Below are 12336 nucleotides of genomic sequence, written 5' to 3'. Positions count from 1 at the left end.
ATGACCCTCCCCTTGCTGCTTCTGGCAGCCGCATTCCTGCTCATCCTCGCCAACGGCTTCTTCGTCGCGGCCGAGTTCGGCCTTGTGACGGTCGACCGCCCGGACGCCGAGAAGGCCGCCGCCGAGGGCGACCGACGCGCCCACCGGGTGGTCGAGTCGCTGAAGGAGCTGTCGTTCCAGCTCTCCGGCACCCAGCTCGGCATCACCATCACCTCCCTGGTCGTCGGCATGCTCGCCGAACCGGCCCTCGCCGCGCTGCTGGACGGCCCCCTCACGGCCGTCGGCATCCCCGGCGGCGCGGTGTCCGGGGTGGCCGTCGCCGTCGGCATGCTGCTGGCCTCGGCCGTGCAGATGGTGGTCGGGGAGCTCGTCCCCAAGAACTGGGCGGTCTCCCGTCCCATGCAGGTCGCGCGCTTCGTCGCCGGCCCGCAGCATCTGTTCGCACGCGTGTTCAGGCCGGTGATCGCCGCTCTGAACGCCGTCGCCAACCGTCTGGTCCGCGCCCTCGGCGTCGAGCCCACCGAGGAGCTGGCCTCCGCCCGCACCCCCGGCGAGCTCGTCTCCCTGGCCCGGCACTCGGCACGCGCCGGGGCCCTGGAACAGGACACCGCGGACCTCTTCGTGCGCACCCTCTCGCTCGGCGAGCTGACCGCGCAGCACGTGATGACCCCGCGGGTGAAGGTGAGCGCACTGCAGTCCTCGGCGACCGCCGCGGACGTGGTCAACCTCACCCGGGCCACCGGTCTGTCCCGCTTCCCGGTCTACCGCGAGCGGATCGACGAGGTCGTCGGCATGGTCCACCTCAAGGACGCGCTCGCCGTCTCCGCGCCGGAGCGGCTGCGCACCCCCGTCGGCCGGATCGCCAAGTCGCCGCTGCTGGTCCCCGAGACGCTGCCGGTACAGCCGCTGCTCGCCCGGTTGCGCAGCGAGCAGCCCATCGCGGTCGTCGTCGACGAGTACGGCGGCACGGCCGGAGTGGTCACGCTGGAGGACATCGTCGAGGAGCTCGTCGGCGAGGTCCGTGACGAGCACGACGGGCACGACCTGCCGGAACTGGCCTGCGCACCGCCGGAGGACGGCCGCCCGGCCTGGGACGCCGACGGCAGCTGCCGGGTCGACGTCCTGCGGCGCATAGGCCTCGACGTGCCCGAGGGGCCGTACGAGACGGTCGCCGGCCTGGTGGCCGACCTGCTCGGCCGTATCCCGGCCGTCGGCGACCGCGCCGAACTGCCCGGCTGGCGGCTGGCCGTGCGCCAGGTCGGGCACTACCGCGCCGAGCGGGTCCGCCTCGTGCGCACCGCCCCGGTGCTGGAGGCGGTGCGATGAGCGCGCTCCAACTGCTCTTCGCGGCGCTGCTCGTGCTCGCCAACGGCTTCTTCGTCGGCGCCGAGTTCGCGCTGGTCTCGGTCCGCCGCAGTCAGATCGAACCGCTCGGCACGACCCGGGCCCGCCAGGTGCTGTACGGCCTGGAGCGGCTGCCGCAGATGATGGCCGCGGCCCAGTTCGGCATCACCGTCTGCTCGCTGACCCTGGGCGCGGTCGCCGAGCCGACGGTGGCGCATCTGCTGGAACCCGTGTTCGCGTGGGTCCACCTGCCGCACGCGGTGATCCACCCGCTGGGGTTCGTCATCGCGCTGGCGACCGTCGTCTTCTTCCACCTCGTCATCGGCGAGATGGTCCCGAAGAACCTGGCGATGGCGGCTCCGGAGAAGGCCGCGCTGTGGCTCAGCCCCGGCCTGGTCGCCTTCGCCCGTGTCTGCCGGCCGATCACGGTCGCCCTCGGCGCCTGCGCCCAGGGTGTGCTGCGGCTCTTCCGGGTCGAGCCCAAGGACGAGGTCGAGGCGGTCTTCACCAGCGAGCAGCTCAACCGGCTCGTGGAGGACGCCGGTCAGGCCGGCCTGCTCGGCCCCGAGGAGGCCGAACGCCTGGAGGACGCGCTGGAGCTGGGCTCCCGCCCGGTCACCGACGTGCTTCTGCGGCGCGAGTCGCTGGTCACGGTCAGCCCCTCGGTCACACCCGGCCGGATCATCGAGCTGACCGCGCGCACCGGGTACTCCCGCTTCCCGGTGGCCGCGGAGACCGGGGCCTTCATGGGGTACCTGCACGTGAAGGACGTCCTCGACCTGGAGGAGTCGGAGCGAGCCGTTCCGCAGCATCTGTGGCGGCCCATGACGACACTGCGGTCCGAGCTGCCCCTGGACGACGCGCTCACCGTCATGCGCCGGGCCGCGACACACCTGGCACAGGTGGCGGACGGCTCCGGGCGGGTGCTGGGGCTGGTCGCCCTGGAGGACGTACTGGAGCTGCTGGTCGGTGAGGTGAGGGATCCGGCGCACCGGGAGCTGCCGGCCGCCCCGGCCGTGGCCGAGCCCCGCTCGGGCGAGGAGGTGCTGGCGGGCTGATCCGGCCCGCGCGCCGAAGCCGGGCCGCGGGATCCGTCACATGCCCGACGGGTCCTGCGGCCCCCGGCCCGAGAACACCTCGCCGTACGCCTGCATCAGGTCCGGCAGGCGCAGTGTCGACAGGTCCTCACGCGACAGGATCCCCGGGCAGGTCGACAACCGCAGATCCCGGTAGGCACAGCTCTTCTCGTACAGCGTCCGCAGGAACCGCCCGTTGCCCAGCTCGTCGATCCACCCCTGGTCGACGACGTGCCCCGCGATGGACCGCAGCTCGTCCAGCGACTCCTCGTCCCACGCGTCCCCGTTCTCGGCGGCCAGCACCTCTCCGATCGCGGTGAGTTCGAGGGGGCGGTACGAGGGGAAGTCGACGCGGGTCGTGAAACGGGAGGAGAGCCCGGGGTTGGCGGCGAGAAGCCGGTCCATGCCCTCCGGGTAACCGGCCAGGATCACCACCAGGTGGTCGCGGTTGTCCTCGGCCCGCTTCAGCAGCACCTGGAGCGCCTCGTCGCCGTAGGCGTCGCCCTTGCCGTAGCCCGAGTTGGACAGCGAGTACGCCTCGTCGACGAAGAGCACGCCGCCGAGCGCCGAGTCGATCAGCTCGTTGGCCTTCACGGCGGTCTGCCCGAGGTACTCGCCGACCAGGTCGGCCCGCTGTGCCTCCACGAGGTGGTCACCGCCGAGCAGCCCGAGGGCGTAGAAGACCCGGCCGAGGATGCGGGCGACCGTGGTCTTGCCGGTGCCGGAAGGACCGGAGAAGACGAAGTGCCGCTTGGGCGGCTGCACCGGCAGGCCCTGACCGGCTCGCAGCCGGGCCATGTTCAACTGTGCGGACAGGGCCTTGACCTGCCGTTTCACCGGCTCCAGACCCACCATGCGCTCCAGCTCTGCGAGCGCCTCCTCAAGTAACCCGGGGTCGGTGGGTCCGGCGGGCAGCGGCTGGGTGGGTACGACGGTCTTTTCCCGTACCGCCGGATCGATGACCGACGGCGGGGGACCGGCGGGTGGTGCGGGGTCCGGGAGTCTCAGGTCCCGCCCCTCGCTGCCGAACAGCGGATCGAGCATGTCGGGGCCGTCGACGGCGTCCTGCCCGGCGCCGGTGAGCGTGATCGAGGCGAGGTCCGCCGAGTCGTCGTAGCCGTCGCCCTCGGCGATCGCCGCGAGCCGGGCGGAGGTGTCCATGAAGGCGGGGTCGACGCGGTGCACCGCCCGGTACAGGGGGAGCGCGGCGGCGGAGCGGCCGGTGCCCTCGTGGGCGCGGGCGAGCCAGTAGCGCAGCTCCTTGCGCTGGGGCTGTTCGCTGCGGCAGCGCATCAGGGCCGCCGACAGCAGGGGCTCGGCCTGCCCGTACATCTCCAGGCGGACCCGGGCCATACCGCCGAAGAGGCCGGCCTCGATGCCGAGCAGCGGGTCGTCGAGCAGCGGGTCGGTGTGCCGTACCAACTGCTCCCAGTCCTTGACCAGATAGGCGCGGCAGGCGTGCAGGAACCGCACGTGGGGGTCGGTGTCCATCGGGGGCAGGCCCGCGAGGGCGCGGTCCAGCTCGGGCACATGGCGGCCGTCCAGCCAGTGCGAGGCGTGCGCGAGCAGCAGGTCGCGCGGGCTCTCCAGCACGGGCTGCACCCACCAGCCCAGCCAGTACCAGGAGTTGAGCGTGCGCCGGTGCCGGGTGCGCTGTTCACCGAAGCGGTCACGGTGCCGGAACATCCTCAGCAGTGCGGTCGTGGTGTCCACCCGCAGCGCGTGTAACCCGAGCCAGCCGTCGGCCATCCCGGGGTCCAGCCGCACCGCGGCCCGGAACTCCTCTTCCGCCTGCGGATACGCGCCCATGGTGTACGCGTCCACGCCGCGCAGCCAGGCCAGGTCGGCCGGGGCCTCGGGGCCCTGCGTGGCGAAGTCCATCCCGTCCCCCCACAAACCATGCCCCCGCTGGTTCGCCGCCGGGCCGTCGCCCGTCGGCCGACCGATGTCGAACCGCTGTGCTGCGGACCGGAGTTGCCGGTGGTGCGCGGAGTCGTCCACAGGTCGCACCAAGGGCATCGTACCGTCGGGTCGGTGCCCGCCGTAGGGTGCGGCGAGGGGGCTTCCCTCGAGGTGTGAGCAGAAGGGGCGCCCCGCGCATGGTGACCGAGGGTGAGCGGATCGCGCCTCGGAGCGCTCGCCGGAAGTGAATGCGGGCAGAACGAAGCCCCCGATCACGGGGGAACAACCGGGGGCTTCGCGTCTGTCGGCGACCGCGTTCGGCCGCTCATTGAGAACGTAAGTCCTGTACGGCCCCCCGGTCAAGCCGAGTTGGGGCAGTCGGCCAAGTTCAGCCGCAAGGGTCTTCACAAGTTCAGCACATTGCGGACGGCCCATCACCGTGTGTCACATTCCGGTCCGGACCAGGTGATCCCCCAGGCCCCGGCAGCACCTCGTACCCCGTGGGCACCGGGCGCACCAGCAAGTCGGCGAAGGGGCGTGAGGGGTCCTCGGCGAAATGCCGCCGTTCCGCGGGGACCCACCCGGCCCAGAACTCCCGCTGTTCCTCCCCGTCCCGCAACTGTCCCCGCGCCCATGCGTCCTCGTGCGGAAACTCCAGCCACAGCAGATGCGCCAGATGGGGTCGCAGGGCGCGCCGACCCGCACCGACGCCCTCGACGAGGATCACGGGCGCGGGCGGCAGCGGGCGAGGGGGTCCGAACGCTCGCGCCCGCCAGTCGTAGGGGGTGTAGTGCGCGGTCTCGCCCCGGCCGAGGGGCTCGACCACCTGGCCGATCAGGCGCTCGGTCCAGGCGAACAGCGCGTCGTGGCTGGCGATGTCGTCGAGGTGCAGCACGGGTGCGCCACCCAGCGCGTCCGCCAACTGCCCGCAGAACGTGGACTTTCCGGAGCCCGCGTGCCCGTCGACGCCGATCAGGCGGACGGGGCCGCAGGACGGGGGCAGGCCGCGCAGCAGGCGGGCGAGTCCGGGCAGCGCGGTGGCCGGGGCGAGGCGGTACGAAGGCGGCACGCCCCCCATCATCTCCCGGCGCATGCCAGTGGTCCCGACCAATATTGCCGGGCGTGGCATGCCCCGAAGTGCTGGCAGTGGCGGCCTCCTGCGGCCATAGTTGGCGCACACATCCGTGCACTGGACCTGCCCCGACTCGGACCCTGGGAGTCATCCCCCCATGAGCAGAGCCGAACAGCCGTCCCGCAGAGCCCTCCTGGCCGCCGCGGTCGCCGCCGCCGTCGCAGGCGGCGCGGGCCCCGCGACGGCCGCCCCCTCCGCCCCTGCCGAGGACCCGGTGACGGCCGACCCCGCCAAGGCGCCGGCCCGCCCGGTCGGCAACCGCTTCTGGACGACGTACGCCGACTGGCGCGACGGCTCCGTCCAGGGCGCCCGTGCCGTCGCCGGAACCCGCCCGGGCGTGGTGGTGGCCACACCGGCCGGCACCACGAGCTACCCGGATCCGCACACCGGCACGACCTCCACCTGGGAGTACGCGACCTGGACCTCCCCGGTCCACCACCTCGCCGTCCCCGCGACGGAGGTGATCGCCTCCTGGAACGCGCACACGCCGGCCGGCACCTGGATCCAGGTGGACCTGCGCGGCACCTACTCCGACGGCACGGACACGCCCTGGTACGTCATGGGCCGCTGGGCGGCCGGTGACCAGGACATCAGGCGCACCTCGGTGGACGACCAGACCGACGGCAGAAGCACGATCTGGACGGACACCTTCTCCGTCGACGACCCGGCGTCCGGCCTGCGCCTGGCCTCGTACCGGCTGCGGCTGACGCTCTACCGCAAGCCCGGCACCCGGCTCACCCCCACCGTCTGGCGGGTCGGCGCGATGGGCTCCGACGTCCCGGACCGCTTCACGGTCCCGGCGTCCGAGCCTCGCCTGGCCAAGGAACTGGTCGTGCCGAGGTACTCGCAGGAGATTCACAAGGGGCAGTACCCGGAGTACGACAACGGCGGCGAGGCCTGGTGCAGCCCCACCTCCTCGCAGATGATCGTCGAGTACTGGGGCGGCCGGCTCAGCAAGGAGCAGCTGTCCTGGGTGAACCCGGACTTCGCCGATCCGCAGGTGTGCCACGCGGCCCGGTACACCTACGACTACCAGTACGCCGGCTGCGGCAACTGGCCCTTCAACGCCGCCTACGCCTCGACCTTCCCGTCCCTTCAGGGCGTGGTCACCCGGCTCGGCTCGCTCACCGACCTGGAGGTGCTGATCGCGGCCGGCATCCCGGCCATAACGTCCCAGTCGTTCCTGGAGAAGGAGCTGACCGGCGCGGGCTACGGTACCTCCGGCCATCTGATGACCGTGATCGGCTTCACCGCCGACGGCGACGTGATCGCGAACGACCCGGCGTCGCCGAGCAACCAGGCGGTGCGGCGCGTCTACGACCGGCGTGAGTGGGAGAACATCTGGCTCCGCACCAAGCGCTACAACGCCTCCGGCAACGTCGTCTCCGGCACCGGTGGCGTCTGCTACCTGTACTTCCCGGCGCGGCCGACGGTCCGCCAGCGACTGGCGCTCGCGGCGGTCGGCGTGCGCTGAGATCCGGCGGGGGACGGCCGCCCACCCGCTCCGACGGCCCCCGGCTCCGCGCCGGGGGCCGTCGGCATGTGACCAACGTCTCCGTCGCAAAAGCCGCCGGCGGTGGCAAGGTGGACAGATCGGTGGGGGAGTCCCCTGTACGCACGACACCAGCGAGAGATCATGACCGCACAGTCAGCCACTGCCGCCCGCGTCCGTACCGGTGGCCCCCAGGACGACGGCCCCAAGATCGTCGAACACGTCATGGGCTGGACCCTCGTCGTGGTGCTCGCGATGCTCCTGACGCAGGTGGGACTGCTGTGACCTGACCGCGGGGCCAACCTGCCATACTGCGCATGTCCCGCCGCCCGTTGGAACCGGGGTCGAAATTGAATATCAGCCAACAGCGCGACGCAGCCCGGCCCCGGGCGCGCGGCACCGAGCGTTCGGCGGCACGCCGCGCCGAACTCATCGCCATCGGCCGGAGATTGTTCGCCGACACGTCCTACGACGCGCTCTCGATGGACGACATCGCCCGGCAGGCCCATGTCGCCAAGGGGCTGATCTACTACTACTTCCGGTCCAAGCGGGGCTACTACCTGGCGATCGTCCAGGACTCGGTGGCCGACCTGGTCACGTTCGCGGCCGGCGGCCTCGAACTGCCCCCCGTGGACCGGGTGCACCGCACGATCGACGGCTACCTCCGCTACGCCGAGCACAACCATGCCGCGTACCGCACGATCGTCAGCGGCGGTGTGGGTTTCGACACCGAGGTGCACGCGATCCGGGACGGGGTGCGTGAGGCGATGGTGTCGACCATCGCCGAGGGGGCGTACGGGCGAGGGGAGATCGCCCCACTCGCGCGGATGGGCCTGCTCACCTGGGTGTGCGGGGTCGAGGGTGCCACCCTCGACTGGATCGGCCGCCCCGGGCTGTCCCGCGACACCATGCGCGAGCTGCTGGTCAGGACCTTGGGCGGCGCCATGCGGGCGATCGAGGAACTGGACCCGTCGTACCCGGCCCCGGAGCCGGCCCGCCGGAACCTGTAGGACATGGGGCGGAGGTCCGTCCGGACTTCCGCCCCTCCTGGCGTCCGCCGCTACTTGATCGCCTTGATCAGCTCACCGTTCGCGGTGTCCCCGCTCAGCTCCCAGAAGAAGGTGCCGCCCAGACCCTGCTGGTTCTTGTAGGTCATCTTGGTCGCGATGGTCGCCGGGGTGTCGTAACTCCACCAGTTGCTGCCGCACTTGGCGTACGCGGTACCGGCCACCGTGCCGTTCGCCGGACACCTGGTCTTCAGCACCTTGTAGTCCTCGATCCCCGGCTCGTACGTCCCCGCCGCCGGCCCGGTCGCCGTGCCGCCGGGTGCCGACTGGGTGACGCCGGTCCAGCCGCGGCCGTAGAAGCCGATGCCGAGGAGCAGCTTGGAGGACGGGATGCCGAGCCCCTTGAGCTTGGCGATGGTCGCCGAGCTGTGCAGGTTCGGCTTCGGGATACCGGTGTACGAGGTCAGTGGCGAGTGCGGCGCGGTCGGTCCCGTCGCGTCCCAGGCGCCGAAGAAGTCGTACGTCATCGGGTTGTACCAGTCGACGTACTGCGCCGCCCCCGCGTAGTCGGCCGCGTCGATCTTGCCGCCGGGGGTGGCGTCGGCGGTGATCGCCGCGGTGACCAGGTTGCCGGAGCCGAACTTGGCCCGGACGGCGGACATGAGGTTCTTGAACGCCGCCCGGCCGCTGGTGTCGCAGGTGGCGCCGCAGGCGTTCGGGTACTCCCAGTCGATGTCGATGCCGTCGAAGACGTCCGCCCACTTGGAGTTCTCGACCAGGTCGTAGCAGGACTGGGCGAACGCGGCCGGGTTGCGGGCGGCCTCGGTGAATCCGGCCGACCAGGTCCAGCCGCCGAACGACCAGAGGATCTTGAGGTCGGGGTGCTTCTTCTTCAGCTTGCGCAGCTGGTTGAAGTTGCCGCGCAGCGGCTGGTCCCAGGTGTCCGCGACACCGTCCACCGCCTCGGCGGCGGTGTGGGCGCGGTCGGTGGCGGCGTAGGCGTCACCCATCGCGCACTTGCCGCCGGTGACGTTGCCGAAGGCGTAGTTGATGTGGGTGAGCTTGGCGCCGGAGCCGGAGGTCTCGATGTTCTTGACGAGGTACTTGCGGTCGTAGGTGCCCCATTCGGTGAAGTAGCCGACGACTTTGGAGCCGGCGGCCGTCTCCCCGGCCGGGGCGGCGGTGGCGGTGCCGACACCGGTGAGGAGCCCGGCGCCGAGGGCGGCGGAACAGGCGGCGGCGACAAGCGCCCGGAACCGGACGCGGGGACTGAGGCGAAGGTGCATCGGGTGTCTCCTCGTGGGGGAGAGGGGGACTGCCGATTGGCATGAACGCGATGAGGCGCTGGTGATCCGTCACAGTAGGAGGACTAGACCAGTTGGGTCAATGGTGCGGACCAATCTCCCGCGTCGGGGAATTCCTGAAGTAAGCGGTCGTTAACCGGTGACGTGATGTCCCTGATCGGGCATACTCACAGCGCGCAGCCGCTGGTCAGCAGCTTTCGTGACCCGGGAGTACGAGCATCGGCCGCATCAGTGAGACCCGGCGGAGCCGCCCACCCATGGCGTACGTCCGCCGCAGCGCCCGAAAGGGAGGAGAGCGTCGCCATGCCCGACCGCGCCCCGCAGCAGGTGGACCGGCTACTGCCCACGGACGAGGCCCGGGATCTGATCTCGCTCGTCCGCGACATCGCGCAGCGCGAGATCGCCCCGCGCGCGGCCGAGGAGGAGGACGCCGGACGCTTCCCGCGCGACGTCTTCACCCTGCTCTCGCAGTCAGGGCTGCTCGGCCTGCCCTACGACTCCGAGTACGGCGGCGGCGACCAGCCCTACGAGGTCTACCTCCAGGTACTCGAAGAGCTCGCCATGGCCCGGCTGACGGTCGGCCTCGGCGTCAGCGTGCACACCCTCGCCTCCTACGCCCTCGCCGCCTACGGCACCAAGGAGCAGCAGGTCGAGCACCTGCCCGCGCTCCTCGGCGGCGGCCTGCTGGGCGCGTACTGCCTGTCCGAGCCCGCCTCCGGCTCCGACGCGGCCTCCCTGCGGACCAAGGCCGTCCGGGACGGCGACGACTGGGTCATCACCGGCACCAAGGCGTGGATCACGCATGGCGGTGTCGCCGACTTCTACACCGTCATGGCCCGCACCGGCGAGGACGGCCCGCGCGGGATCACCGCCTTCCTGGTGCCCGGCGACGCCGAGGGGCTGAGCGCGGCGGCGCCCGAGAAGAAGATGGGCATGAAGGGCTCGCCCACCGCCCAGGTCCACCTCGACGGCGTGCGTGTCCCCGACGCCCGGCGGCTCGGCGAGGAGGGGCAGGGCTTCGCCATCGCTCTGTCCTCGCTCGACTCCGGACGGCTCGGCATCGCGGCCTGCGCGATCGGCGTGGCGCAGGCGGCGCTCGACGAGGCCGTCGCGTACGCCACCGAGCGCAAACAGTTCGGACGGCCCATCGCCGACTTCCAGGGGCTGCGCTTCATGCTCGCCGACATGGCGACGCAGATCGAGGCCGGCCGTGCCCTGTACCTCGCGGCGGCGCGGCTGCGTGACGCCGGCCGGCCCTTCGCCCGGCAGGCGGCCATGGCGAAGCTGCACTGCACCGACACCGCCATGAAGGTCACCACGGACGCCGTCCAGATCCTGGGCGGCTACGGATACACCGCCGACTTCCCGGCCGAGCGCTACATGCGCGAGGCGAAGGTCCTCCAGATCGTCGAGGGCACCAATCAGATCCAGCGCATGGTCATCGCCCGTCATCTAGCGGGTCCGGAGACGCGCTGAACTGACCCGGCCTGACCAGGGGCGCCGCCAGCCGGATCCATTCCGGGTCGTGGTGCCCCGGCAGGGTGCGGCCACGGTGGGCCCAGGTGCGCATCAGGTCGCGGTAGATGGGCGGGTCGGGGAGCGGCTGCGGCTGGGGCGGCGGCGGGATCGGAGTCTGCGTCGGGCGCGGGGCGTGCGGAAGCGATTCTGCGTACCGGGGAGCGAAAACGCGGTACTGACTCCCGGTCGTGGACGTGGTAGGGGTCGGGGTCATACCCGGGCAACGCGACGGTATGCGGACAGGTCACCCGGCTGGGTAATCGAGCGTGGGTTCGTCGCCCGTTCCGGTCGTTCCGGCCGGCCGGGTCGCTCAGGCCTCCGCCCGAGGGTGTCCGTGAACCGCTCCCCGAGCCGTCCTGTTCCGTGTCTGGCCGCCGGCAATCCCCTGACGTACCGTCAACTGCACTGTGTCCAGGGAGGTTTGCCGTGGCCGACGACCGTCCGGTACCGCTCGACGACTACCCGGTGCACCAGGTGCCCCTGTCGATGAAGCATGTCGCGACGGGGGACCGGAACGCCTACGACCGCAGCATCTTCCATGTCCTCGACCACGAGGGCCGCGCCCTGCTGATCGCCGGGCTCGGGGTGTACCCCAACACCGGGGTGATCGACGCGTACGCCACCCTGCGCATCGGCGACACGCTGCACGCCGTACGCGCGTCCGACGCCCTGGGCGACGACCGGATGCGCCTGGCGGTCGGCCCGCTGCGCACCCACGTCGAGCACCCGCTGCGGGAGTACGTGCTGAGCTGCGCCGCCGATCCGGACGACCCGGGCGGACTGTCGTACGAGATCCACTGGTCGGCGGACTTCCCCGCCCTCTGGGAACCGCACCACCAGCAGCGGCGAGGTGGCCGGCTCACGCTGGAGGGGAAGCGGTTCGTGCAGGCGGGCCGCTGCGTCGGCTGGATCCGGGCCGGCGGTCGGGAGATCCGGCTCACCGCGGGCCGGTGGACGGGCACCCGCGACCGCAGCTGGGGAGTGCGGCCGATCCCCGGTGAGGACGGCGGGCGGTTCGCCGAGGAGTACCCGGCCGAGGGGTTCCACTGGGTCTGGTGCCCGGTCCGCTTCGACGACCGGTTCCTGATGGTGATCGTGCAGGAGGACGCCGACGGGTACCGGACCCTGAACGACGCCACCGTTGTGCACCCCGGCCGCCGGGACCACCAACTCGGCTGGCCCCGGCCGGAGATCACCTATCGCTCCGGCACCCGGCACCCCGAGCACGCCCTGATCCACCTCGGTGACCCGCACAAGCCGCTTGAGCTGGAGGTGGAGATCCTCACCTCGTCCCCGCTCGCCGTGGGCGCCGGCTACCCGCCCGCCGGCGACTGGCAGCACGGCACCTGGCGCGGCCGCGACTGGACCGACCGCCGCGCCTACGACCTCGCCGACCCGGCCGCACAGCCGCTCGCCGCGTACGGCGTCACCGACCACGCGGCCCGCTTCCGGCTGGACGGCGAGGTGGGGCACGGCCTCTTCGAGCACGGCTCGTTCGGCCGGCACGACCCGAGCGGGTTCACCGGGTTGGACTCCGTCGCGCCGTAGCGTCCGCGTCCCC

10 protein-coding genes are annotated in these 12336 nt (G+C 71.8%); 7 read left to right on the top strand and 3 right to left on the bottom strand.

Translation table 11 applies throughout. The features are described from left to right. Both ACIHCM_RS27955 and ACIHCM_RS27950 read left to right on the top strand, forming a co-directional pair. Nucleotides 1-1326 (top strand): hemolysin family protein, encoded by a 1326-nt coding sequence (locus ACIHCM_RS27955; protein WP_399901408.1) that lies wholly within the window; start codon nucleotides 1-3, stop codon nucleotides 1324-1326. Next, on the top strand, nucleotides 1323-2402 hold the full coding sequence (locus ACIHCM_RS27950) for a hemolysin family protein (RefSeq protein ID WP_399901405.1): 1080 nt from the start codon (nucleotides 1323-1325) through the stop codon (nucleotides 2400-2402). The genes ACIHCM_RS27955 and ACIHCM_RS27950 overlap by 4 nt, the downstream gene beginning before the upstream one ends. Nucleotides 2403-2438: 36 nt before the next feature. Here the strand turns inward: ACIHCM_RS27950 and ACIHCM_RS27945 are convergent, their stop codons facing one another. Next, nucleotides 2439-4301, bottom strand: coding sequence for an AAA family ATPase (locus tag ACIHCM_RS27945; protein ID WP_399901679.1), 1863 nt, complete (start codon nucleotides 4299-4301; stop codon nucleotides 2439-2441). Nucleotides 4302-4734: 433 nt separating this feature from the next. Further along, on the bottom strand, nucleotides 4735-5400 hold the full coding sequence (locus ACIHCM_RS27940; RefSeq protein WP_399901676.1) for a uridine kinase: 666 nt from the start codon (nucleotides 5398-5400) through the stop codon (nucleotides 4735-4737). Nucleotides 5401-5551: 151 nt separating this feature from the next. On the opposite strand from ACIHCM_RS27940, the gene ACIHCM_RS27935 reads away from it, so the two are divergent. The 3 genes from ACIHCM_RS27935 (at nucleotide 5552) to ACIHCM_RS27925 (ending at nucleotide 7956) form a co-directional block, all read left to right on the top strand. After that, entirely contained in the window at nucleotides 5552-6928 is a 1377-nt protein-coding gene (locus ACIHCM_RS27935) for a peptidase C39 family protein (protein WP_399901402.1), read from the top strand. Nucleotides 6929-7090: 162 nt separating this feature from the next. Beyond that, complete coding sequence (locus ACIHCM_RS27930) at nucleotides 7091-7231, top strand: SCO1431 family membrane protein (protein ID WP_399901399.1); 141 nt, start codon at nucleotides 7091-7093, stop codon at nucleotides 7229-7231. A 65-nt stretch (nucleotides 7232-7296) separates the two neighbouring features. Further along, nucleotides 7297-7956: a TetR/AcrR family transcriptional regulator gene (locus tag ACIHCM_RS27925; protein ID WP_399901396.1), complete on the top strand. Its 660-nt coding sequence runs from the start codon at nucleotides 7297-7299 to the stop codon at nucleotides 7954-7956. Between the two features lie 50 nt (nucleotides 7957-8006). Here the strand turns inward: ACIHCM_RS27925 and ACIHCM_RS27920 are convergent, their stop codons facing one another. Further along, nucleotides 8007-9239, bottom strand: a complete 1233-nt coding sequence (locus ACIHCM_RS27920) for a glycoside hydrolase family 18 protein (RefSeq protein ID WP_399901393.1) — start codon at nucleotides 9237-9239, stop codon at nucleotides 8007-8009. A gap of 321 nt (nucleotides 9240-9560) precedes the next feature. On the opposite strand from ACIHCM_RS27920, the gene ACIHCM_RS27915 reads away from it, so the two are divergent. Then, complete coding sequence (locus tag ACIHCM_RS27915; protein ID WP_399901390.1) at nucleotides 9561-10733, top strand: acyl-CoA dehydrogenase family protein; 1173 nt, start codon at nucleotides 9561-9563, stop codon at nucleotides 10731-10733. A gap of 468 nt (nucleotides 10734-11201) precedes the next feature. After that, a complete protein-coding gene (locus ACIHCM_RS27910) occupies nucleotides 11202-12323 on the top strand; it encodes a hypothetical protein (RefSeq protein ID WP_399901387.1) in 1122 nt (373 codons plus the stop codon). The last annotated feature ends 13 nt before the right edge of the window (nucleotides 12324-12336 follow it).

This window comes from Streptomyces sp. NPDC052023, assembly GCF_044548465.1.
GTDB lineage: Bacteria > Actinomycetota > Actinomycetes > Streptomycetales > Streptomycetaceae > Streptomyces.
Note: the sequence above shows the minus strand (reverse complement) of the source record. Positions and strands in the feature narration are given on the sequence as shown.